Source organism: Bradyrhizobium sp. R2.2-H, assembly GCF_004346455.1.
Taxonomy (GTDB): domain Bacteria; phylum Pseudomonadota; class Alphaproteobacteria; order Rhizobiales; family Xanthobacteraceae; genus Bradyrhizobium; species Bradyrhizobium diversitatis.
On record NZ_SMBR01000027.1, the window covers coordinates 26,503 to 49,717 of the forward strand.

The 23,215-nt window shown below is 65.8% G+C and carries 21 protein-coding genes; 9 read left to right on the forward strand and 12 right to left on the reverse strand.

Annotated features, from left to right (window positions below):
* The first annotated feature begins 8 nt into the window (after positions 1–8).
* Genes EDE08_RS37480 through EDE08_RS37495 form a run of 4 tightly spaced genes read left to right on the forward strand, consistent with a single transcriptional unit; the run spans position 9 to position 2,711 of the window.
* Positions 9–188, forward strand: coding sequence for a DUF4089 domain-containing protein (locus EDE08_RS37480; protein WP_165936411.1), 180 nt, complete (start codon positions 9–11; stop codon positions 186–188).
* Positions 189–195: 7 nt separating this feature from the next.
* Entirely contained in the window at positions 196–1,590 is a 1,395-nt protein-coding gene (locus tag EDE08_RS37485; protein WP_165936412.1) for an AtzE family amidohydrolase, read from the forward strand.
* A gap of 1 nt (position 1,591) precedes the next feature.
* Positions 1,592–1,984, forward strand: a complete 393-nt coding sequence (gene hpxZ, locus EDE08_RS37490) for an oxalurate catabolism protein HpxZ (RefSeq protein ID WP_131874695.1) — start codon at positions 1,592–1,594, stop codon at positions 1,982–1,984.
* A gap of 4 nt (positions 1,985–1,988) precedes the next feature.
* Positions 1,989–2,711 carry a GntR family transcriptional regulator gene (locus EDE08_RS37495; protein WP_165936413.1) on the forward strand — a complete coding sequence of 241 codons (723 nt, stop codon included), beginning with the start codon at positions 1,989–1,991 and terminating at the stop codon, positions 2,709–2,711.
* Between the two features lie 128 nt (positions 2,712–2,839).
* Here the strand turns inward: EDE08_RS37495 and atzF are convergent, their stop codons facing one another.
* Together atzF and EDE08_RS37505 are read right to left on the reverse strand one after the other, a co-directional pair.
* The gene (atzF, locus tag EDE08_RS37500; protein ID WP_131874693.1) at positions 2,840–4,648 is read right to left on the reverse strand and encodes an allophanate hydrolase; all 1,809 of its coding nucleotides are present in this window, start codon (positions 4,646–4,648) and stop codon (positions 2,840–2,842) included.
* Between the two features lie 195 nt (positions 4,649–4,843).
* A complete protein-coding gene (locus EDE08_RS37505; RefSeq protein WP_131874692.1) occupies positions 4,844–5,350 on the reverse strand; it encodes a MarR family winged helix-turn-helix transcriptional regulator in 507 nt (168 codons plus the stop codon).
* A 149-nt stretch (positions 5,351–5,499) separates the two neighbouring features.
* Between EDE08_RS37505 and EDE08_RS37510 the strand changes: the two genes are divergently transcribed.
* Positions 5,500–7,362 carry a feruloyl-CoA synthase gene (locus EDE08_RS37510; RefSeq protein WP_131874691.1) on the forward strand — a complete coding sequence of 621 codons (1,863 nt, stop codon included), beginning with the start codon at positions 5,500–5,502 and terminating at the stop codon, positions 7,360–7,362.
* A gap of 355 nt (positions 7,363–7,717) precedes the next feature.
* On the opposite strand, the gene EDE08_RS37520 is transcribed toward EDE08_RS37510, so the two are convergent.
* A complete protein-coding gene (locus EDE08_RS37520) occupies positions 7,718–8,224 on the reverse strand; it encodes a MarR family winged helix-turn-helix transcriptional regulator (RefSeq protein WP_131874690.1) in 507 nt (168 codons plus the stop codon).
* Positions 8,225–8,307: 83 nt separating this feature from the next.
* On the opposite strand from EDE08_RS37520, the gene EDE08_RS37525 reads away from it, so the two are divergent.
* Genes EDE08_RS37525 through EDE08_RS37535 form a run of 3 tightly spaced genes read left to right on the forward strand, consistent with a single transcriptional unit; the run spans position 8,308 to position 11,121 of the window.
* Positions 8,308–9,516, forward strand: a complete 1,209-nt coding sequence (locus EDE08_RS37525) for a cytochrome P450 (protein WP_131874689.1) — start codon at positions 8,308–8,310, stop codon at positions 9,514–9,516.
* A gap of 10 nt (positions 9,517–9,526) precedes the next feature.
* Positions 9,527–9,850, forward strand: a complete 324-nt coding sequence (locus EDE08_RS37530; RefSeq protein ID WP_131874688.1) for a 2Fe-2S iron-sulfur cluster-binding protein — start codon at positions 9,527–9,529, stop codon at positions 9,848–9,850.
* Between the two features lie 59 nt (positions 9,851–9,909).
* A complete protein-coding gene (locus tag EDE08_RS37535; RefSeq protein WP_131874715.1) occupies positions 9,910–11,121 on the forward strand; it encodes an ABC transporter substrate-binding protein in 1,212 nt (403 codons plus the stop codon).
* A 135-nt stretch (positions 11,122–11,256) separates the two neighbouring features.
* On the opposite strand, the gene EDE08_RS37540 is transcribed toward EDE08_RS37535, so the two are convergent.
* Positions 11,257–12,522, reverse strand: coding sequence for an NAD(P)/FAD-dependent oxidoreductase (locus tag EDE08_RS37540; RefSeq protein ID WP_131874687.1), 1,266 nt, complete (start codon positions 12,520–12,522; stop codon positions 11,257–11,259).
* 316 nt (positions 12,523–12,838) lie between these two features.
* On the opposite strand from EDE08_RS37540, the gene EDE08_RS37545 reads away from it, so the two are divergent.
* Positions 12,839–14,011, forward strand: a complete 1,173-nt coding sequence (locus tag EDE08_RS37545; RefSeq protein WP_131874686.1) for an ABC transporter substrate-binding protein — start codon at positions 12,839–12,841, stop codon at positions 14,009–14,011.
* 353 nt (positions 14,012–14,364) lie between these two features.
* Here the strand turns inward: EDE08_RS37545 and EDE08_RS37550 are convergent, their stop codons facing one another.
* The 8 genes from EDE08_RS37550 to EDE08_RS37585 all read right to left on the reverse strand — a co-directional run bounded on the left by EDE08_RS37550 (position 14,365) and on the right by EDE08_RS37585 (position 22,907).
* Positions 14,365–16,236 carry a bifunctional sugar phosphate isomerase/epimerase/4-hydroxyphenylpyruvate dioxygenase family protein gene (locus EDE08_RS37550; RefSeq protein ID WP_131874685.1) on the reverse strand — a complete coding sequence of 624 codons (1,872 nt, stop codon included), beginning with the start codon at positions 16,234–16,236 and terminating at the stop codon, positions 14,365–14,367.
* Positions 16,233–16,970 carry an ABC transporter ATP-binding protein gene (locus EDE08_RS37555; RefSeq protein WP_131874684.1) on the reverse strand — a complete coding sequence of 246 codons (738 nt, stop codon included), beginning with the start codon at positions 16,968–16,970 and terminating at the stop codon, positions 16,233–16,235. Before EDE08_RS37555 ends, EDE08_RS37550 begins: the two co-directional genes overlap by 4 nt.
* Positions 16,971–16,981: 11 nt before the next feature.
* The gene (locus EDE08_RS37560) at positions 16,982–17,725 is read right to left on the reverse strand and encodes an ABC transporter ATP-binding protein (protein ID WP_131874683.1); all 744 of its coding nucleotides are present in this window, start codon (positions 17,723–17,725) and stop codon (positions 16,982–16,984) included.
* Positions 17,722–18,720, reverse strand: a complete 999-nt coding sequence (locus EDE08_RS37565) for a branched-chain amino acid ABC transporter permease (RefSeq protein WP_131874682.1) — start codon at positions 18,718–18,720, stop codon at positions 17,722–17,724. Before EDE08_RS37565 ends, EDE08_RS37560 begins: the two co-directional genes overlap by 4 nt.
* On the reverse strand, positions 18,717–19,592 hold the full coding sequence (locus EDE08_RS37570) for a branched-chain amino acid ABC transporter permease (RefSeq protein ID WP_131874681.1): 876 nt from the start codon (positions 19,590–19,592) through the stop codon (positions 18,717–18,719). The genes EDE08_RS37565 and EDE08_RS37570 overlap by 4 nt, the downstream gene beginning before the upstream one ends.
* Positions 19,593–19,770: 178 nt before the next feature.
* A complete protein-coding gene (locus tag EDE08_RS37575) occupies positions 19,771–20,901 on the reverse strand; it encodes an ABC transporter substrate-binding protein (RefSeq protein WP_131874680.1) in 1,131 nt (376 codons plus the stop codon).
* A 56-nt stretch (positions 20,902–20,957) separates the two neighbouring features.
* On the reverse strand, positions 20,958–21,836 hold the full coding sequence (locus EDE08_RS37580) for a shikimate dehydrogenase (RefSeq protein WP_131874679.1): 879 nt from the start codon (positions 21,834–21,836) through the stop codon (positions 20,958–20,960).
* 132 nt (positions 21,837–21,968) lie between these two features.
* Positions 21,969–22,907: a LysR family transcriptional regulator gene (locus tag EDE08_RS37585; protein WP_131874678.1), complete on the reverse strand. Its 939-nt coding sequence runs from the start codon at positions 22,905–22,907 to the stop codon at positions 21,969–21,971.
* Positions 22,908–23,215: the final 308 nt, after the last annotated feature.

Here is a 23,215-nt window from a genome sequence, read left to right on the forward strand (position 1 = left end):
AGAGCGTGATGGCCGAACCCCTGGACGACTATATCGATGCCGTATCGAAGGCGCTGGCGCTGCCGATCGAGGAGGCCTGGCGGCCTGCCGTGCGCGCCAACCTCGAGGTCTCGCTGCGGCTCGGCCGTCTCGTCGACGAATTCGCGCTGCCGGACGAGACCGAGCCGGCGCCCGTCTTTACGGCCTGATGCTGTCATGACCGCCAAGCCAGAGATGACGGCCTCCGAGATCGCGAGTGCGGTTGCGGGCGGCAAGATGTCCGCGCTCGATGCCACCGAAGCCGCGCTCGCGCGCATCAAGCAGCATGACGGCATCCTCAACGCCTTTACCGACGTCACCGCCGAGCGTGCCCGCGCGAAAGCACGCGCGATCGACGCTGATATCGCGGCGGGAAAGAAAGTCGGCCCGCTCGCCGGCGTGCCGTTCGCGGTGAAGAACCTGTTCGACGTCGCGGGCCTGCCCACCCGCGCGGGCTCGAAGATCAACCGCGACCTCGCACCCGCCAAGCGCGATGCGGCGCTGATCGAGCGGATGGAAGCGTCCGGGGCGGTCCTCGTCGGCGCGCTCAACATGGGCGAATACGCCTACGACTTCACCGGCGAGAACGTCCACGACGGCCCCTCGCGCAATCCGCACGACACGACGCGGATGAGCGGCGGCTCGTCGGGCGGCTCGGGCAGCGCCGTCGGCGGCGCGCTGGTTCCGATTGCGCTCGGCTCGGACACCAACGGCTCGATCCGCGTGCCGTCCTCGTTCTGCGGCATCTTCGGCCTCAAGCCGACCTATGGCCGGCTGTCGCGCGCGCGCTCGTTTCCGTTCGTCGCGAGCCTCGATCATCTCGGCCCATTCGCGCGCTCCGTCGCCGACCTCACGCTCGCCTATGACGTGATGCAGGGGCCGGATGCGGACGACGCCGCCTGCACCACGCGTGGGCTGGAACCGACGCTGCCGCTGCTCGCCAATCCGGTCTCGGATCTGCGCATCGCCATCGCCGGCGGTCACTTCCAGAAGAACGTGTTTCCGGAAGCGGTCGAAGCCGTCAGCCGCGTTGCCAAGGCGCTTGGCGCAACGCGGGTGGTCGAGGTGCCCGAAGCTTCGCGCGCCCGCGCCGCAGCCTATGTCATCACCACCACCGAAGGCGCCTCGCTGCATCTCGATCGCCTGCGCAAGCGCCCGAACGACTTCGATCCGGCCGTGCGCGACCGGCTGATCGCGGGCGCCATGGTGCCGGCGCCGCTGGTCGATCGCGCGCAGAAATTCCGCCGCTGGTATCGCGCGCAGCTTGCCGAGATCTTCAAATCGGTCGACGTGCTGCTGGCGCCGGCGACGCCCTGCACCGCGCCGAAGCTCGGCCAGGTGAATTTCAACCTCGACGGCGTCGAGCTGCCGGTGCGCGCCAATATCGGCATCCACACCCAGCCGATCTCGTTCATCGGCCTGCCGGTCGTGGCAGTGCCGGTGCCGCTCGAACCGCTGCCGATCGGCGTGCAGATCATCTGTGCGCCCTGGCGCGAGGACATCGCGCTGCGCGTCGCGCACGCGTTGGAGAAGATGGGCGTCGTCGCTGCGCCCACGCCAAGAGGATTTTGAGATGGAGATCGATCTCCCCGAGGTGATCGCGGAAGTCAAAGCCGCGTTCGAGCGCTATGAGCAGGCCCTCGTCAGCAACGACGTCGCCGCGCTCGGCGAACTCTTTCGCGACGATCCCCGTACGCTGCGCTACGGCATCGGCGAGAACCTCTACGGCTATGAGGCCATCTCTGGCTTCCGCGCCGCCCGCTCGCCGGTCGGGCTTAACCGGCGTACCGCAAGGACGGTGATCACCAGCTACGGTCGCGACACGGCCGTGGCCTCCACCCTGTTCTATCGCGACACGGCGCCCGGCAAGGTCGGCCGGCAGATGCAGACGTGGATTCGCTTCCCGGAGGGCTGGCGCGTCGTCGCGGCTCATGTCAGCATCATCGACGAGCCGAAAGAGACCTGACCGAATGACGCTTGACGATCTTCCGCCCGGGACATTGCCGGCCGAGCCGGTAGTGCCTCGCGTCGACCGGGCACTTCCGTCGCTGCAGAAAGTCACGCGCGCCGAGGAACTGCGGCTTCAGCTTGCCGACGAGATCGTGCGCGGGATGCTGGCGCCGGGCGCGCCGCTGGACGAGACCGACATCGCGCGGCGCTTCAACGTCTCGCGTACCCCGGTCCGCGAGGCGCTGCGCCAGCTGGTGGCGAGCGGGCTGGTCGAAGCGCGGCCTCATCGCGGCGCGGTGGTGGCGCGGCCATCCGTCGAGCGGCTGAAAGGCATGTTCGAGGCGATGGCGGAGCTCGAGGCGTTGTGCGCAGGCCTTGCCGCCGAACGCATGTCGGCGGCCGAGCGTCACGGCCTGGAAGCCATCCACGAGGAGCTGCGGGTGCTGAGCTACACCGGCAATCCCGAGCGCTTCCACGAGGTCAACGAGCGCTTCCACAACGCGATCTATACCGGTTCGCAGAACGGCTACATCGCCGAGATCACGCTCGCCACCCGCGTCCGCGTGCAGCCGTTCCGCCGCGCCCAGTTCCGCAATCTCGGCCGCCTCGCCAAGTCGCACGCCGAGCACGACCGCGTCGTCGTCGCCATCATGCGCGGCGACAAGCAAGGTGCCGCAGCGGCGATGCGCGCGCATATCGAATTGGTGCGCGGCGAGTACGAGATCTACGCGGTGTCGGTGTAGCCGCACACGCGGTGCCGTAGGGTGGGCAAAGGCGCAAAGCGCCGTGCCCACGTGTTTCCTCATTGATGAAGATGGTGGGCACGCTTCGCTTTGCCCACCCTACGGCTGCGCCCGGGACACGAGGCCGATCACCCCGTCGCGGCTTCTGCCATGAACTTCCGCCAGCCGCCATACGCCGTGATGTCTCGCGCTTCGCCCAGCACCTCCGGCTCGACGAGAAACCCCTTCACGCTGCGGCCATCCGCAAGCCTGATCGTGCCGATCGCCATGGGTGCGGGGATCGCGTTGACGAACCTGCCGAAGGCGGATGACGACAGCGACCAGATCTCGAGCTCGATCGCGGCGCCCTTGCCGGCTGCGACACGCAGCATGCCCGGCTTGGCCGGCGTGGTCGGCAGCGCGTAGAGCTTGTAGTCCGGCGCGGTTTTGGTGACCTCGATCAGGCGCCCGTCGAGCGCCGTCAGTTCGCCGTTCAGCGCCATGCCGGACAGGTGCGCGCCGACGACCGCGATGGGGATCTCGTCGCTGCTGCCGGTGGCGAGCGCTGCGAGCGGCGGCTGCGCCACCCCTCTCGCGCCGACGGTCAGCTTCGTATCGGCATGAAACACCCGCCCGATGCTGGCGAGCAGCGCATCGCGTCCTGCGGGCGCGAGCAGCGTGATGCCGAACGGAATGCCGTCGTTGCGCATCGATGCGGGTACGGCGAGGCCGCAGAGGTCGAGCAGGTTGACGAAATTGGTGTAGGTGCCGAGACGGCTGTTGAGCTCGATCGGGTTGGCGAGCACCTGTGCGGTCGTGTAGGCGGTCGGTGCGGTCGGCAGCACCAGCGCGTCGATATTGGCGAACGTGCGCTCGGCGGTCTTGCGCAGCCCTTGCAGGCGATAGAGCGCCGAGAAGGTCTCTGACGCGGTCAGCCGCGCGCCGGCGGTGGTGATCTCGCGCGTCACGGGATGGATCGTGTCGGGCGCGGAGGCGAGCAGGTCCTTGATCACGAGATAACGCTCGGCGACCCAGGGACCCTCATAGAGCAGGCGCGCCGTCTCGTAGAACGGCTCGAGGTCGAACTCAACCAATGTGGCGCCAAGCGCAGTCCATCGCTTCAGTGCATCGCCGTAAGTGGCTTCCGCGTTCTTGTCGCCGAAGAAGATCAGCTGCCCCTTGCGCGGCACGCCCAGGCGCAGGTTTGGCGGCATCGGCGTGATCGCGCCGAGCGGCCGGTCGCGCGAGAACGGATCGGCCTGGTCCGGCCCCGCCATCACCGATAGCGCGAGGGCGGCGTCGTCCACCGTCAGCGCAAACACCGAGATACAGTCGAGCGTGCGGCAGGCCGGCACGAGGCCTGCCGTCGAGATCATGCCGAGGCTCGGCTTCAGCCCGACGATGTTGTTGAGCATCGCCGGCACGCGGCCGGAGCCGGCGGTGTCGGTGCCGAGCGACAGCGGCACGAGCCCGGCGCCGACCGCGACCGCCGAGCCCGAGCTCGAGCCGCCGGGAATGAGATCCTCGCGGATCGAGTTTTTCGGAATGCCGTAGGGCGACCGGACGCCGACGAGGCCGGTTGCGAACTGGTCGAGATTGGTCTTGCCGATGATGATGGCGCCGGCGGCGCGCAGGCGCTCCACGGCGGTCGAATCGTGGGCCGGCGTGTACGAGAAGGCCGGGCAGGCGGCCGTGGTCGGAAAGCCCAGCGCGTCGATATTGTCCTTCACCGCGACCGGCACGCCATAGAGCGGCAGGCTGGCAGCATCCACGCGGGCGGCAAGCTTCTCGGCCTCCGCGATCGCGTCCGTCTCGTCGCGCAGGCTGATGAACACGGCGGGGTCATTGTGGTCGCGGATGCGCTGATAGGTCCGCGCGACCGTCTGCGCCGGCGAAAGCCGGCCCGCGCGGTGCGCGGCCACAATCGCGGCGATCGTTTCAGGCTGCTCAGCCCCCATGGCGACAAAACTCCGGCAACATGTCCTCACCAGGAGTGAAGCAAGCGATGTGCCATTGTGTACATTATCCGGGCAGGACGATGGCTCTGAATATTATCGTGTGATCAGTGGGTTGGGGGATGTTTCGGCAGGGGCATGAGCGGGCGCGTCGGCGACCCGTGACGTGCATCTGCTTAAATCATGGGCAGGTCGGGATCAGGTGAAGCCGGCGAGGATCCGGAGCAGCTGCGCCCTGTTCTCCCTGCCGATCTTCGCCTCGACGTGCCGCTCGTGCTCGGCCGCGAGCCGCTTGAACTTCGCCAGCGCGGTCTCGCCCTGCGCCGTGAGGTGCAAGGCATGGGAGCGCCGGTCCTCCTTCGACTTGATCCGCTTCACCAGCTTGCGCTGTTCGAGGCTGTCGAGCAGATGCACCAGCCGGGCGCGCTCGATGCCGAGGCGCTTGGCCACCGCCATCTGCGACAGGCCCGGATTGGCGCCGATCACCGTCAGCACCGAATATTGCGTCGGCCGGATGTCGACCTCGCCGAGCGTCTTGATGAAGTCCTGGAAGATCCAGATCTGGAAACGCCGCACCGCATAGCCGGCATGGCCGGCCAGTGCGTCGAGGCCGACATCGTCGGCGACATCGCGAGATGCGTCGCCGTTGCCGGCGCGCTTGCGTGGGGAGGGGCGGCCGTCGGCCCGGGCTGCGCTGGCTGTCACGTCGGTGTCTCCTGTCGCGCGACCCTAGCGCCTCGCGGCCTCGAGAGAAAGATTGTTGTTGACGACAACAATTGCCGTGCCCAACATTATGTCCAAGCGGCCCGGACGAGGCTGCGGCCGATCCCATATCCGGGCGGAGGAGGAAACACATGACAGTCGCCCCAGGTGGTGACGTTGCAGGCCTGTTCGCAACACCAAGGACGATCGCAGAGCAACGCGCCGACGGCAGCATCGTGCTGCGATCGCCCGATCCGTTGCGCGACGGCGCGCGTTGCGTCGGCGACTGGCTGGAGCAATGGGCGCGGCGAACGCCGGATGCGATCTTCCTGGCCAAACGGGGCAATGTCGAAGCGCCCTGGACCACCGTCACCTATGCCCAGGCGTTGCGGAAGGTGCGCGCCGCCGCGTCCTGGATCCTGGCGCAGGGCCTCTCCGCAGAGCACCCGCTCGCGATCCTCTCGGACAACAGTATCGATCACGCGCTGCTCGCGCTTGCCGCCCAGCATGTGGGCGTGCCATCGGCCGCGATCTCGCCCGCCTATTCGCTGATGTCGAAAGACTTCGACAAGCTCAAGAGCATGATTGCGCTGCTCGAGCCGGGCGCGATCTACGTCTCCGCGACCAAGCCATTCGCAGCAGCGCTGGCAGCTATCGAGCCGCTGCACCAGGCGCTGATCATCAGTGGCAATGCCGATGACGATGGCGCACTCGCCTTCCGCAGCGTTGCGGCAACGCCCGAGACGCCCGACGTCGCAAGGGCCTTTGCCGCGCTCACGCCGGATACGGTCGCGAAACTCCTGTTCACGTCAGGTTCGACCGGCACGCCCAAGGCGGTCATCAACACCCAGCGCATGCTGACATCCAGTCAGCAAGCCAAGGCGCAGACCTGGACTTTCCTCGAAGAGAGCCGCGGCAATCTCGTCATCCTCGACTGGCTGCCCTGGAGTCACACCTTCGGCGCCAACCACAATTTCAACCTCGTGCTGCGCAATGGCGGCTCGCTCTATATCGACGGCGGCAAGCCTGCCCCTGGCCTGTTCGCGACGTCGCTCGCCAATCTGAAAAGCGTGATGCCGACGGTCTATTTCAATGTGCCGCGCGGCTTCGACATGCTGATCGCGGCACTGCGTAGCGACGAGGAATTGCGCTGCCGCTTCTTCGGCGAGGTGAAGTTCGCCTTCTATGCCGGCGCCGCGCTGCCGCAGAATCTGTGGGACGCCTTGGCAGAGCTTTCGTCCAAGACCGTAGGTCGCACCCTGCCGATGGTCTCGGCCTGGGGCTCGACGGAAACCTCACCGCTCGCCACCGATTGTCATTTCCTCGCCGAGCGCTCCGGCAACATCGGCGTGCCCATTCCCGGCACCGAACTGAAGCTCGTCACCTCCGGCGACAAGCTGGAGGTGCGGGTGCGCGGCCCCAACGTCACGCCGGGCTACTGGAAGGCGCCGGAACTGACCAGGCAGGCGTTCGACGAAGAGGGCTTCTACCTGATCGGCGACGCGGTGAAGCTTGCTGACAGCGCGCGGCCGGAGCGCGGCCTGTTCTTCGATGGCCGGGTCGCGGAAGACTTCAAGCTCAATTCCGGCACATGGGTCAACGTCGGCACGCTGCGTGTTGCAGGGATCGCCGCGCTCGCGCCGCTGGCGCAGGACATCGTCGTTGCCGGTCACGGCGGGGACGAGGTGCGCTTCCTGGTGTTCCCAAATATCGCAGCCTGTCGTGCCCATGCCGGGCTGCCCGAGACGGCCGCTGTGAACGGCGTGCTGACGCATGACCTGGTCAGAGCCGCGATCGCGCAGGGCCTGGCGAGGCTGAAACAGCAGAGCGGCAACTCCTCCGGCCACGCCACGCGCGCGCTGCTGCTCGCCGACCCGCCGTCCGTCGACGGCGGCGAGATCACCGACAAGGGCTACATCAATCAGCGCGCCGTGCTGACGCGCCGTGCCGATGCGGTGGCGCGGCTGAATGACGATGCGTCGCGCGAGTGGATCGGGTTGGAGCGAGCGAGCTAGCGAAGCCGCATTCCGCCGTCATTCCGGGGCGCGCGCAGCGCGAACCCGGAATCCATTTCTCCGCATAGTCCGTTGTGCGATGGATTCCGGGTTCGCGCTACGCGCGCCCCGGAATGACGAGCGGAGGGCGATGCAACTGTTGAGCAAACCGAGGCAGCAACCCTGTCGGGATATCCTGCCGATTCTTTTGTTGCCTAAGCAACTAATTTGTGCGAACCGTTCCGGGAAGCGATGACGGCGGGGAAAACTGCCGCGTCCGATCCTGGAGGAAACGATGCTCGGCACGAATGGTGCCGCCGGCAAACGCCGGCGCATGCCTGGAACTGTCGGAGGGCGCCGCCTGACGCGCGGCCGGTCAGGCCCCGGTGCCGCCGGTGACCGCGCCGAGATTTTCGTGCAGCCGGCGCAGCAGTTCGATCAGCACCTCGCGCTCGTCCTTGCTGAGGCAGGACAGCAGTCGCCGCTCACGTTCGAACGCAGCGACGATCACCTTGTCGTGGGTGGCGCGCCCCTTCGCCGTCAGCGAGATCGAATGGGTGCGGCCGTCGTTCGGATCGGTGCGGATCGAGACCAGCCCGCGTTTCTCCAGTCCTGCCAGTGTCCGGCTCACCGGTCCCTTGTCGAAGCCGATGACGTGGCAGATTCGCGACGCCGGAATGCCGGGTTCGATCGCCAGCAGCGACATGATTCGCCATTCCGTGACGTTGACGCCGAACTGCTTCTGATAGAACGCGGTCGCGCTGTTCGAGAGCTTGTTGGCGATGAAGGTGATGAACGCCGGGACGTAACGGTCGAGATCGAGCGTCGGTCCCACATCCGTGGGCGCGGGCTTCTGGCGGACTCTGGTCGAAGACGGCGGCATATCGGGTTTCTGAATCGCGGCGGGCCCGCTGACCTAAGGGCATGCGCTCCCCTTTCACAAGATCAAAATGAGGGAGGTCTTCCATGACCGTATCCGGCCCAGCTGGATCAGGCATTCCGCATCTCGACGTCGATCCCTTCGACATGAAGTTTTTTGCCGACCCCTACCCCACGCATGAGCTGCTGCGGGAAGCCGGCCCCGTGGTCTATCTCGACAGATGGAACGTGTACGCCGTCGCGCGCTACGCCGAGGTCCACGCCGTTCTCAACGATCCCATGACCTTCTGCTCGAGCCGCGGCGTCGGGTTGTCCGACTTCAAGAAGGAAACACCGTGGCGGCCGCCGAGCCTGATCCTCGAGGCCGATCCGCCCGCGCACACCCGCACCCGCGCCGTGCTGTCGAAGGTGCTGTCGCCCACCGTGATGAAGCAGGTCCGCGATCGCTTTGCCGCAGTGGCCGAGGCGCGGGTCGATGCGCTGCTGGAGAAGCGCAGCTTCGATGCGATCACGGATCTTGCGGAAGCCTATCCGCTCTCGATCTTTCCGGATGCGCTCGGCCTGAAGCCGGAGGGGCGGGAGCATCTGATTCCCTATGCCAGCGTGGTGTTCAACGCCTTCGGTCCGCCCAACCAGCTGCGCCAGGAAGCGATCGAACGCTCGGCACCGCACCAGGCCTATGTCGCCGAGCAATGTCAGCGCGAGAACCTGGCGCCCGGCGGCTTTGGGGCCTGCATTCATGCACAGGTCGACGAAGGCGCCATCACGGCAACCGAAGCACCGCTCCTGGTGCGCTCGCTGCTGTCGGCCGGTCTCGACACCACCGTCAACGGCATCGCGGCCGCGGTCTATTGCCTCGCCCGCTTCCCGGATCAATGGCAGCGCCTGCGCCAGGATCTTACGCTCGCGCGTGGCGCCTTCGAGGAGGCCGTGCGCTTCGAAAGTCCGGTGCAGACCTTCTTCCGCACCACCACGCGCGAGGTCGAGTTGTCGGGCGCGCGGATCGGCGAGGGCGAGAAGGTGCTGATGTTCCTCGCCGCCGCCAATCGCGATCCCCGCCGCTGGGACGAGCCCGACAGCTACGACATCACCCGCCGCACCTCCGGCCATGTCGGCTTCGGCTCCGGCATCCACATGTGCGTCGGCCAGCTCGTCGCCCGCCTCGAAGGCGAGGTGATGCTGACGGCGCTGGCCCGGCGGATCGCCAAGATCGAGATCACGGGCGAGCCGAGGCGCCGCTTCAACAACACGCTGCGCGGGCTCGACAGCCTGCCTGTCACCATCACCCCGGCCTGACGAGGAGCTCATGCCCGCCATCAACTTCATCCATCCTGACGGCAAGTCCGACCGCGTCGAGGCCGGCGACGGCGAGAGCGCCATGCAGGCCGCGACCCGCCACGGGCTCGACGGCATCCTGGCCGAATGCGGCGGCAACGCCATGTGCGCCACTTGCCACGTGTATGTCGACGACGGCTCGCTCGCACTCCTGCCCGCGATGGCGGATGACGAAGACGCGCTGCTCGACGGTACCGCGAGCGAGCGGCGGCCGAACAGCCGGCTGTCCTGCCAGATCAAGATCACGCCCGCACTCGATGGGCTGGTGCTGAGACTGCCCGAACGGCAGGTCTGACTTTTCAAACGCGTCGGCAGAGACCGGCGCGCCAATCGACCAAACAGGGGAGGGAAATGATGAAACGTCTGAAGTGGACGCTCGCGCTGGCCGCGAGCCTGGTAACCGGCGCGGCGAATGCCGAGATATCGGACAACGTCGTGCGCATCGGCGTGCTCAACGACATCTCCGGCATCTTCCAGGACACCAACGGCATGGGTTCGGTGGAAGCCGCGCGCATGGCAGCGGAGGATTTCAACGGCGGCGGCAAGGGCCTCAAGGTCGAGATCGTCTATGCCGATCACCAGAACAAGGCCGATGTCGGCAACGCGATCGCCCGCAAATGGCTCGACGTCGAGGGCGTCGATGCCATCGTCGACGTACCGAACTCGGCGGTCGGCCTCTCCATCAATGCCCTGCTGCGCGACAGCCGCATGACGTTCCTGGCGTCGTCGACCGCAAGTTCGGATCTCACCGGCAAGGCCTGCTCGCCCAACACCATCCAATGGGTCAATGACGCCTGGGCAACCGGCAACACCACGGCGGCCGCGATGATGTCGCGCGGCGGCAAGGACTGGTATTTCCTCACGGTGGACTACGCGCTCGGCAAGGGCATCGAGGCGGAGGCGCAGAAATACATCGAAGGGCACGGCGGCAAGGTGCTGGGATCCTCGAAACATCCGCTCGGCACTTCCGACTTCGCGTCCTTCCTGTTGCAGGCGCAGAGCTCCAAGGCGCAGGTGATCGGGCTCGCCAATGCCGGCGGCGACACCATCAACGCGGTGAAGCAGGCGGCCGAGTTCGGTATCCAGCAGAGCGGCCAGAAGCTCGTCGCCTTCCTGCTCTTCATCAACGACATCCACGGCATGGGCATCAAGGTCGCCCAAGGGCTCCAGCTCATGGAGGCCTTCTATTGGGACATGAACGACGACACTCGCGCCTTCGCCAAGCGCTTCGCAGCCCGGCCCGGCATGAACGGCAAGATGCCGAGCGGCAACCAGGCCGGCGTTTATGCCTCCACGCTCGCCTATTTCAATGCGGTCGCAGCCACAGGCAGCGACAATGCCAGGAACGTCGTGCCCGAGATGAAGAAGTTCCAGGGCAAGGACAAGCTCTTCGGCGACACCACGATCCGCCAGGACGGCCGCGTCGTGCATCCGATGTACCTGTTCGAGGTGAAGAAACCGGAGGAATCGAAATATCCATATGATTACTACAAGCTGGTCTCGACGATCCCGGCGGCGCAGGCGTTCCGTCCGCTGGCGGAAGGCGGATGTGAGTTGGTGAAGTAGGAAATGATGGTCTCGTGCCCCGGACGCGGTGCAGCGCGAAGCATTGCGCCGCAGAGCCGGGGCCCACCGCCTCTGGGTCCCGGCTCTGCGTCGCGTCATTTCATGCCGCGCCGCGTCCGGGACACGAGACCAGTCTCACCCCACCACCTTGCTGCTTCCCTGCGTGATCAACCGCGCGGCGCGCTGGTCGCGGGCGTAGATCCAGAGCCAGCTCAGTGCGACGCTCAGCCTGTGGCGGAGGCCGATCAGGAAGTAGATGTGGGCGATGCCCCATATCCACCATGCGATGGCGCCGCGCAGCTTGATGCGGCCGAAATCGATCACCGCCAGGCGCTTGCCGATCTGCGCAAGGCTGCCGGCATGCTTGTAGCGGAACGGGCCCGTCGCGGCGCCGCGCAGGCGCGCTCTTATGGTTTCGGCGACGTGGCGGCCCTGCTGCTTGGCGGCCGGTGCGATGCCGGGCACCGGCTTGCCGTTCCAGGCGTTGATGCTGACGGTGTCGCCGATCGCAAAGATCTCGGGATGGCCGGGAATGGTGAGGTCGGCTTCGACCTGCACGCGCCCGGCGCGGTCGCTGGGGGCGCCCAGCCATTCGGCCGCGGGCGAAGCGCGCACGCCGGCGGCCCAGATTCGGGTCTTCGCCTCGAGCAGCCTGCCGCCGAACACGACGCCCTCGCGATTGATCTCGGTGACGGCCTGGCCGAGCACGACCTCGACGCCGATCTTTTCCAGCGACGCCTGGGCATAGGCCGAGAGGTCGTCGGGAAATCCTGCGAGCACGCGCGGGCCCGCCTCGATCAGCACCACGCGCGCCTTGTGCGTGTCGATGTTGCGGAAATCGCCGGGCAGGGTGTGATGCGCCATCTCGGCGATGGTGCCGGCGAGCTCGACGCCGGTCGGGCCGGCTCCGACGATGACGAAGGTCAGCCGCGCCGCGCGCTTCTCCGGATCGGTCTCGCGCTCGGCGCGTTCGAACGCCACCAGGATGTGCCGGCGCAGCGTGGTCGCATCCTCCAGCGTTTTCAGGCCGGGCGCGAACTGCTCCCACTCGTCGTGGCCGAAATAGGCGTGCCGCGCGCCGGTGGCGAGCACCAGCGTGTCGTAGGGCACCTCGCTGCCGTCGTCGATCAGCACGCAGCGACGTGCCGTGTCGACGCCGCTCACGGTGGCAAACAGCGTCGTCACCTCGCGGCGATCACGCATGAGATGGCGGATCGGCCAGGCGATCTCGCTGGTTGCGAGCGAGGCGGTCGCGACCTGGTAGAGCAGCGGCTGGAACAGATGATGATTGCGGCGGTCGATCAGCGTGATCTCGACGGGAGCGCCCGCAAGCCGGTAGGTCGCTTCCAGCCCGCCGAAGCCGGCGCCGACGATGACGACGCGATGGGGATTTGCGGCCATGATGCACCTTCGAATCTCGCTGCTGCTGCTCACCTTCATTTAAGTGCGGATTGGGCGCCGCGGTCCAATAGCCGTCATCAATCGCTGCATAGGCCTGATGTATCGATCTGGCGCGAAAAAGCGCCGCAGCCTTGACCAAGCCTTGGCCGAAGTGAGTAGAATTATATTTCTTGCCATCGCCGATTGAGGCGAAATATGGTGCAGGGCGGGCGCTGAGCCATTGGCGGCTCGACAGATTTTGCGTTCAATAGAAACAGGCTTGGAGCGGCGATCACCCCGTTTCCGGGACCGATAAGATAATATGGAGGGAGTGGTTATGAGGACGGCATTTTGGCTGGCGGGCGCAGCGGCGCTGGTGCTGGCAAATCAGGCATTCGCCGGCGACACGATCAAGATCGGTTTCGTCTCGACCTTCAGCGGCCCGACCGCCGTGATCGGCAACGACATGCGCAATTCCTTCGAGCTCGCGCTCGATCATCTCGGCCGCAAGATGGGCGGCAAGCCGGTGGAGGTGCTCTACGAGGACGACGGGCAGAAGCCCGATGTCGGCAAGCAGAAGACCGAGAAACTGGTGCAGTCGGACAAGGTCGACTTCATCGTCGGCTATATCTGGTCGAACGTGCTGCTCGCCTCGCTCAAGACCGCGGTCGATTCGAAGACCTTCCTGATCTCGGCCAATGCCGGTCCGTCGCAGCTCGCGGGCGAGTTGTGCTCGCCTTACGTGTTCTCGACCTCGTGGCAGAACGACCAGACCCCGCAGGCCGTCGGCACGTATATGAACCAGAAGGGCGTCAAGTCGGTGTTCCTGATCGGCCCGAACTACGCCGCCGGCAAGGACATGCTGGCCGGCGTCAAGAGCACCTTCAAGGGGCAAGTCGTGGGCGAGGAATACACGGTGTGGCCGAGCCAGCTCGACTTCTCCGCCGAGCTCTCCAAGGCGCGCGCCTCCGGCGCCGAGTCGATCTTCGTGTTCTACCCTGGTGCCGCCGGCGTGCAGTTCCTCAATCAATATGCGCAGGCCGGACTGAAGAGCACGATGCCGCTCTACACCGCCTTCACCATCGACGAGCTCTCGCTGCCGCTCCAGAAGGAGAACGCGCTCGGGGTGCCCGGCGCGCAGCAATGGGTCAACGACCTTCCCAACGAGCAGAACAAGCGCTTCGTCGCCGACTACCGCAAGAAGTACACCGGCCTGCGCCCGACCTTCTACGGTGCGCAGTCCTATGACGCCGCGAACCTGATCAACAGCGCTGTCGTCGCCGTGAAGGGCGACACCTCCAAGAAGGACGAGATGAAGGCCGAGATGGAGAAGGCCAACTTCAAGTCGGTGCGCGGCGCGTTCAAGTTCGGCAACAACCACATCCCGATCCAGAACTTCTACCTGCAAGACGTGGTCAAGGATTCCGAAGGCCAGCTCGCGCTGAAGACCGTCGCCACCATCGTCGAGAACGACCAGGATCGCTTCCACGACAAGTGCAAGATGAAGTGAGGTTGGTGCTCCCAGCTGCCTCTTCCCCTCTCCCCGCTTGCGGGGAGAGGGACAGGGTGAGGGGGGAGTTTCCGCGGGGGCGGTAGACGTTGAGTTCGCAACTACTCACCACATCGTCATTGCGAGCGCAGCGAAGCAATCCAGTCTCTTTCCGCGGAAGGATTCTGGATTGCTTCGCTGCGCTCGCAATGACGAGTTGAGGGAGCGTTGCTCTTGATTGTAATGTGACTCGCTGAGAGTCACCCTCACCCGGAATTTACTCTCGCAAATTCCGGCTTCTCTCCGCATCCGCATCCGCATCCGCATCCGCCTTCGCCAAAGCTTCGGCGGACAAGCGCGGGGGAGGCGAAGAACTACACCCGCGGCATGCTCATCGGCCTCACCTCGCGCGACTGCGCTGCGAGCCTGATGCCGGCGTTGGCCGCACCAAAACCCTGATAATTCCTGCGCTCGACGATCTCGAAGAAGAACCGCTCGTCGAAGATGTGGGTGTAGACCTGGAAGAATTCGCCGTCGCCCTCGCGGTCGTAGAGGATGTGGTTGGCGCGCAGCTGCGCCATCAGTTCGGGTGCGAGGTCGTATTTGGCTTCGATATCGTCGTAGTAGTTCTCGGGGATATCCAGGAAGTCCGCACCGCGCTTGCGCATCTCAGCAACGGTCGCAAAGATATTCCGGCATGCGAACGCGATGTGCTGCACGCCCGAGCCGAAGAACTCGGAGATGAAGCGCGCCGGCAGCGTCCGGTTGGCGGAGGAGCCGTTGAGCACGAAACGCAGGCTTTCGTCGCCGTTGACGATGGCCTGGCTCTGCACGAGGCCTCTGGGGTCGACGATCTCCATCTGCGGCAGTCGCTTCAGATCGAGGATGCCGGTGTAGAACAACAGCCAGGACAGCATCTCGTCATAGGGCATCGACTGCGCGATGTGGTCGACGGCGAGCAGCGCGTCCGTGCTTGCGTCGCTCGTGACGGGTTCGAAATCGGTGTCCCAGTTCTTGCCGGCCTGATCCAGGAAATAGAGCAGGCTGCCGCCGACGCCGTGGATCGCGGGAATTTCCAGCTCGCCCGGCCCGACCGGCTGGTAGAAGGTCCGCGCCTTCAGCGTCTCGGCGCGCTGCATGGCGAGGCCGGCATTGTCGACGTCGAGCGCAATCGCGCAGACGCCGGGACCGTGGGTGACGTAGTGCGAATGGGCAAAGCCGTCGGTCTCGCAATTGATGACGAGCTCGACCTTGCCCTGCGACCAGCGCTCGACCGCCTTGCTGCGGTGCCGGCCGGTCTTGCGGAAACCGAGCTGCGAAAACAGGCGGCCGAGTTCGCTCGCCTTGGTCTCGTTGACGGCGAACTCGATGAAGCCGGTGCCGCGACTTCTGGCTTTCGGTGCCAGCGGCTCGCCGGCAAGCTTCGGCCAGTCCGGTGCGAGCTGGTCCTCCAGCAGGATCAGCGAGCGCAGCCCGTCAATCGCAGTCTGCGCCGCCGAGCCGGCGCGGAACTGGTCGTTGAAGATCTCCAGCGACAGCGGCCCGGCGTAGCCGGTCGCCGCAATCGCGGCCATGAACGCGGCGACCGGCAGGTCGCCCTGGCCGGGAAAGGAGCGGAAATGCCGGCTCCAGGAGAGAATGTCGAGCTCGAGCCTCGGCGCGTCCGCCAGCTGCACCAGAAAGATCTTGTCGCCGGGGATCGAAGCGATCACACGGGTCGGAAAGCCCGGCGCCAGGGCGTGAAAACTGTCGAGGATGATTCCGATCGCGGGATGATCGGCGCGGCGCACGATCTCCCAAGCGTCGCGATAATCGTTGACATGGCGGCCCCAGGCCAGCGCTTCGTAGCCGACGCGCAAGCCGCGCCTGGCGGCCCGCTCGCCGAGCTCGCGAAAATCGTCCGCGGCGCGGTCGATGCCGCCGAGCGCGGCGGGCGACACGTTGGAACAGATCAGCAAGAGGTCGGTGCCGAGCTCCTGCATCAGATCGAACTTCCGCTCCGCGCGGCCGAAGTTGCGCGCGCGCTGGGGCTCCGGCATGCCTTCGAAATCACGGAACGGCTGGAACGCGCAGATCTCGACATTGAGATCGCGGCAGAGCTTTGCGATGTCGCGCGGGCCTGCGCCGAACGACAGCAGGTCGTTCTCAAAAATCTCGACCGCGTCGAAACCTGCGGCCGCGATGGCGCGGAGCTTCTCGTCGAGGGCGCCAGAGAGGGAAACGGTGGCGATCGAGCGCTTGTTCATGCCGCACTTTCCTCCATGACACCGCCGAGGAAGAGCTGGCCGATGCGGGGATCGTTCAGGATACGCCTGGCATCGTCGACCATGCGGGTCTGGCCGAGCTCGAGTACGATGCCGATGTCGGAGATCTCCAGCGCCGAGCGCGCGTTCTGCTCGATCATCAGGATGGTGACGCCGCGGTCGCGCAGGGATTTCAGGATGTCGAAGGTCTGCTGCACCATCAGCGGCGACAGGCCGATCGAGGGCTCGTCGACCAGCACGAGTTTCGGCTCGAGCAGCAGCGAGCGGGCAATCTCGAGCTGCTTCTGCTCGCCGCCCGACAGCGTCGAGGCCTGCTGCGTAGACTTGCGGCGCAGCGCGGGGAAGAGGTCGAGCGCCGCCTCGATCCGCCTGGGCAGGTCGAGGCCCTTGTCGGCAGCAACGCCGCCGAGTTCGATATTGTGACGCACCGACAGCTCGGGAAAGATGTTGCGCCCCTGCGGCACGTAGCAGATGCCGGCGTTGAGCAGCGCGCGCTGGCTCCAATTCGTGACATCGCGACCCGCGAAGTTGATCTTGCCCTCGCGCAGCCTGAGCAGGCCGAAGATCGCCTTGAACACGGTCGACTTGCCGGCGCCGTTCGGGCCGATGATGGTGGTGATGGTCGCCTGCGGCACGGCGAAGGTCGTGCCGTTCAGGATCGTCATCTTGCCGTAGCCGCCGACGAGATTGTGAACCGAGAGGATCGGATCGCTCATGGCTCGCTCTCCTAATGTCCGAGATAGGCGTCGATCACGGCGGGGTTCTTGCGCACCTCGTCCGGCCGGCCCATCGCCAGCACCTTGCCCTCCGCCATGACCATCACGCGCGAGCACAGCGACATCACGAACTCCATGTTGTGCTCGATCACGACGAAGGTGGCGTTCTTCTCGCGGTTGATCGCGACCAGCCGCTCCTTCAGGTCAGCCAGCATCGACGGGTTGACGCCGCCGGCGGGCTCGTCGAGCAGCACCAGGCGTGGTCCGCCCATGAAGGCCATGGCGGCATCGAGCAGCTTCTGCTGGCCATAGGAGAGACCACCGGCCGGTTCGTCGGCGAGATGGTCGAGCTTGAAGAAGCCGATCATCTGGTTGGCGGCGTCGGTCAGGCCGGCATCGGAGCGGCCGACCAGGCGCGAGGCCATGTTGCCCTGGTGCTCCTGCCCGGCGAGGATCAGGTTCTCGCGCACCGAGAGCTTTGGGAACACCTGCAGCAGCTGGAAGGTGCGGCTGACCCCGAGCCTGTTGAGCTCGGACGGACGCAGGCCGGTGACGAGGCGCCCGTCAAGCCTCACTTCGCCGCCGCTCGGGGTGAGCTGGCCGAGGATGCAGTTGAACAGGGTCGACTTGCCGCAGCCGTTCGGGCCGATCAGGCCGAGGATCTCGCCCTCGCGCACGTCGAACGAGACGCCGCCGACGGCGCTGATGCCGCCGAAATTCTTCTTGATGTCGGTGACTTCGAGGACCGCACTCATTGCGCCGTCTCCAGGCGGGATTTCGCGACGGCGCGCAGAGCGGAAGCCGCCTTGGTACGGCGTTCGGCGAGATAGCGGTCGAGGATTCCCAGAATGCCCGTTGGCGACCAGATCAGCAGCAGCATCACGGCGACGGCGTAGAGCATCAGATAATAGCCTTCGGTGAAGCGCAGCCATTCCGGCAGCAGCACCGCGATCATGGCGCCGAGGAAGGGACCCAAATAGAAGCCGGCGCCGCCGACGATTACCATCATCAGCAGGTCGAGCGAGAGCGACAGGTTGAAGGGAACAGGGTCGATATATTGCGTCAGCGGCGCATATAGCGCGCCGGCGACGCCGCCGAGTGCCGAGCCGATCGCGAACGCCATCAGCGTGTAGCGCCGTGTGTCGATGCCGAGCGATTGCGCGCGCAACGGATTCTCGCGCAGTGCCATGAAGGCGCGGCCCCACGGCGAGCGAATCAGCCACCACATCGCGAGCGACACGATCGCAAGCGAGGCGAGACACACATAATAGAAGGGCAGCGGCTTGTTGGTCGCCAGCCCGAAGACGTGCGGACGCGGGATGTTGGAGATGCCGTAGATGCCGCCGGTGAGCCAGCTCTCGTTGCGGAATACCAGGAAGGCCAAGGTCGAGAAGGCGAGCGTGACGAAGGCGAGGTAGTGGTGCTGCACGCGCAGCGCGGGATAGCCGAGCACCCAGCCGACGGCGAAGCTCAGGACGATCGCGACCACGATCGCCGCCGGCAGGGGCCAACCATGCGTCGTCATGATCGCCGCCGCATAAGCGCCGATGCCGACAAAGGCGCCCTGCGCCAGCGAGACCTGGCCGGCATAGCCGAGCGTGAGATTGAGGCCCATCGCGGCGATGCTCATCACCGCCCATTGGCTGAGGATGAACAGGCCGTAGCGGTTGAAGTTCATGGGGACGATGATCAGCGCGGCGATGACGGCAAGGCCGAGCGCGATCTTCAACGGTTTGGCGAAGCCGCTCATACGGTGCGCTCCTCGGCACGGCCAAGCAAGCCCTGCGGCCGGAACAGGATGACGGCGATCAGGAAGATCATCGGCACGGCGGCGCGGTACTGCGTCGAGACATAGGCGGCCGCGAGATTATCGAGCACGCCGATCAACAGGCCCCCGGCGATCGCGCCGCGCAACTGGTTGAAGCCGCCGACGATTGCGGCGATGAAGGCGGCTTGCCCGAGCACCTCGCCGGAGGAGAATTTGGCGAGGTAAATCGGCGTGATCAGCAGCGAAGCCAGCGCCACCAGGAACGCGTTGATCAGGAAGGTCAGCAGGATCATGCGCTCGACCGGGACGCCGATGATGCGCGCCACCGTCGGGTTCTGCGCCGCGGCCTGCATCTGGTGGCCGAGCGAGGTGCGGTTGAGCAGCGTCGTCAGTCCAAGAACGGCGAGGATGGCGACGACGAGCACGCCGATGCTCTGCAGCGAGACGGCGTGGCCGAGGATGGAAATGTCGCCGGTCGGCACGATCGAGGGGAAGGGCGAGGCTTCCGCGCTGTAGAACTGCTTGACGGCCTCCTTGATGCCGATCGCGAGCGCCATCGTCGCAATCGCCAGCGGCAGCACGCCATGGCGCATCATCGGGTCGACCAGAAGCAGCTTGAAGGCGAGGCCGAGCAGGACCATCGAGAGCAGGATCCCGAGGATGATGGCGAGCCAGAACGGCGCGCCCACATGCATCGCCGCCAACATGAGGAACGCCGGCAGCATCACGAACTCGCCTTGGGCGAAATTGATGGTCTGCGAGGTCTGCCACAGCAGCGTGAAGCCGACCGCGACCAGCGCGTAGATCGCGCCAGTGGCAAGTCCCGCGACCAGAAGATCGAACAGGTTGGACATTTTCCCCTCTTTATCTCACTCCGCTCTATCGTCTCCCTCTCCCCGTTCTTACGGGGAGAGGGCGGGGTGAGGGGCTGTCTCCGCGAGCTCAACTGTCACCGTGACTGCGGAAACAGCCCCTCACCCCAACCCTCTCCCCGCAAAGAGCGGGGCGAGGGAGAAGAAGGGCGAGAGCGCCTCACTTCACTTTCGGCAGCACCTGCTTCACGACCTGCTTGCCTTCGACGACCTCGACCAGAAAGCTCTGACGGTCGATGTCGCCGGTATCGCTGAAGGTGACGTCCATCAGGATGCCCGGCTCGTCGGCGGCCTTGATGGTCAGGCCGTGCAGCGTGTCGGCGAACTTCTTGGGGTCGACCTTGCCCATCTTCTCGGTGGTGGCCTTCACCATATAGACGGCGAGATAGCCCTTCAGGCCGTTGTGGTCCGGCACGTAATTGTACTTCTTGGAGAACTTCTCGCGGAACGCCTTGATCAGATCGACCGGGGCATCCGTGGTGAGGCCGACATGACCGCGGGCGCCGTTGGCGGCATCGCCGGCGAGCTCGATCACCTTCTGGCCGATCAGCGTGGTCTCGCCCATCAGCGGCACAGTGACGCCCTGCCGCTTCAGCTCCTTGAGGATACGCGCGCTCTCTTCTTCGTTGAGATACACGAACACGGCGTCGGGGTTGGCGGCCTTGATCTTGCCGACGTCGGCCGCGAAATCGGCTTGGCCCGCCTCGGTCGAGAGATCGGCGACCACCTTCGAGCCGAGCCGGTCGAGCTCCTTGATGACGACGTCGCGGCCGCCGCGGCCGAAATCGTTGTTGACCCAGACCACGGCCACCGACTTCGCCTTCATCTCGTCGTGGATGTATTTCGCGACCTTCGGCATCGAGGATTGCTGGCCGAACGAGGTGCGGAACAGGTACTTGTTGCCTTGTTGCGTCAGCTCGGCGGCCTCGCCACCCATGATCTGCGCGATGCCGGCCTCGGCGGCGAGCGGCGCGGTGACCTTCACCGAGCCGGAATAGCCGGGCCCGAGCAGCACATAGGGCTCGGCGTCGAGCGCCTTCTGCACCTGCGCGCGGGCGACGCCGGGGTTGGACTGCGAGTCGGCGTGGGTGACCTCCAGCTTGCGGCCGAGCACGCCGCCCTTGGCGTTGATCTCCTCGATCGCGAGGTCGATGCCGTTCTTCCAGTTGGTGCCGACGGTGGCGCCGCCGCCTGACAGCTCGGCGACGTCGGCGAGCTTGATCGCCTGGGCGTAGGCGCTCGTTGCGGTCATGATGGTGAACAGCGCGCCCACCAATAGCGTTGGTTTCATCGTCCTCTCCTCCCGTTTCGAATCTTGCAAGCGGCCTTGTGTCCGGCCGCTTTGCCTCAAGCTGCCTGATAGGCGGCACTGCGCGCAGCCATCACGGCATCAAAAGCCTCTCCCATGATCTCGGTCGATGGGGCAAGGCCGGTGAACAGTTCGAAGGCGTCCGCGGCCTGGTAGATCGCGAGCTCGCGTCCGGTCATGATCCGGGCGCCTTTCTCTCGCGCTGCGGCAAGCAGCGGCGTGATCAGCGGCGAATAGACGGCGTCGGCGACCCACAGGTCCGCCCTGAGCAGCGCCGCCGGTACCGGCGTGTCACGGCTCGGCAGCATGCCGACTGGCGTGCCGTTGACGAGGCCGGTCGCGCCAACGAGCGCGTCCTCGACGCTTCCAGCCACTCTCGCGCCGCCTTGCCCGGCGAGCAGCCCAGCGAGTTTCTCGGCGCGCGCCGGCTCGCTGTCGAAGATGCGGATGTCGGCGACTTTCAGGCTCGCCAGCGCGAACGCGATGGCCTTGCCAACGCCGCCGGCGCCAATCACCGCGACGGTATTGCCGGACGGCGCAAGCAGTGGCGCCACCGCCCGCGCGAAACCCGTGGTGTCGGTGTTGTGGCCGGTCAGCCGGCCATCCCTGACCACGACGGTGTTGACCGCGCCCATGCTGGCTGCGCCCGGCGCCAGCGCGTCGAGCAGCGGGACCACGGCCTCCTTGTAGGGGTAGGTGACATTGACGCCGGCGAAGCCGAGCCGCCGCACGCCTTCGAGCATCATGCGGAGCCCGGCCGCGTCGGCGCCGGCGACCTCGATGAGCTGGTAGTGACCGCGCAGGCCAAGCGCCTCGGCGGCGCGCTCATGCATGGCGGGGGACGCGGAATGCGCGATCGGCGCGCCGATCAGGCCGGTGAGAAGCTTCTTGCTGGCGGCGTATCCGCGCTTCGACATGGTTCGCCATCGTCTCGTTGGGAGCATCCGGTCCCGGCCATCAGCGGGGAAAACCGCCCAATTCCAGCTGCGACGATAGCCTTTCCTCCGCCTAACACAATTACCCTTTTATCCGGCAAACCTAACATCATGTTATTTCTTCCGGCCCCGTGCCGAAACGGACTTGCCGTTGCCGCGGGACGGCTCGACCGCGCGCATCTCGGTGCGCAGGGACTCGATGAAATACTCGGCATGCAGCGACAGCGGCGCGCCGCGCTTCACTGCGACATAGGTGTCGAACCGTGTCGGCTCGGTGATCTTCAACAGCTCGATTCCCGGATAGCCGCCATGGGCCACCGTGAACTGGTCGATGATGGCGATGCCGAGCCCCGCCTTCACCAGCGCGCAGACCGTGGTGCCGAAGCGCGCGCGGATGGTGATGTTGTAGTCGAGCCGGTTGCGCGCAAAGATCTCGGCCATGATCCGCCCATAGGGATCGTTCGGGTCGATGCCGATCAGCGGATAGCGGGTGATCTCGGCGGCCGAGACCTGCTTGCGCCCGGCGAGCTCGTGACCCGGCGGCACGATGCAATAGAGCTCGCCCGAGGCGAGCGGCATGAAGTCGAGCCCGGAATGCTCCAGCCGGTAGCTCATCGCGACGCACTCGCCGCGGCCGAGCAGGAGATAGTCGATGGCCTCCTCGAGCTTGAGGATGTTGATGTCGATGCCGAGATCGGGATAGCGGCGGCGGACGCGCTCGATCGCGCGCGGCACCATCACCTGCGAGATGCTGGGCACCGAGCCGATGCGCAGCTCCGACAAGCCGCCGCGGCCGATCTTGGAGATGATCTCGGAGAGATCGTCGACCTTCTTGTAGACCCCGTTGATCTGCTCGAAGATGTTCTCGGCTTCCGGCGTCGGGAAGTAGCGCCCGTTCTGGCGCTGGAAGAAGCGGATGCCGAGCGAGCGTTCGGTGTATTTGACCAGACGGCTGATCCCCGGCGCCGACACGTTGAGCAGCTTCGCCGCACCGCCGATGGTGCCCGTCACCATCACGGCACGGATCACTTCAACCTGGCGCAGCGTCATCATGGCCTTGAAATGTCCTTGGCATCCGAAACACGATCGTGGTGGCGATCATCTCACGAGAGCCGTGATGTCATCCAGCGGCAAGTGGGGTGTCGATGTGGACGGAGGCGGCAGACTCTGCCCTCTCCCCTTGTGGGAGTGGCTCGCCGCGTAGCGGCGAGACGGGTGAGGGGTCTCTCTCCGCGACTTCAAATGGGAGTTGGATTCGCGGAGAGAACCCCTCATCCGGCGCTTCGCTGTCCAGCGGATGGATGGGTAACAAACCAGACCGGATGGATAGGTAACAGTCGTTCATGGTTCGGTCCGCTGCG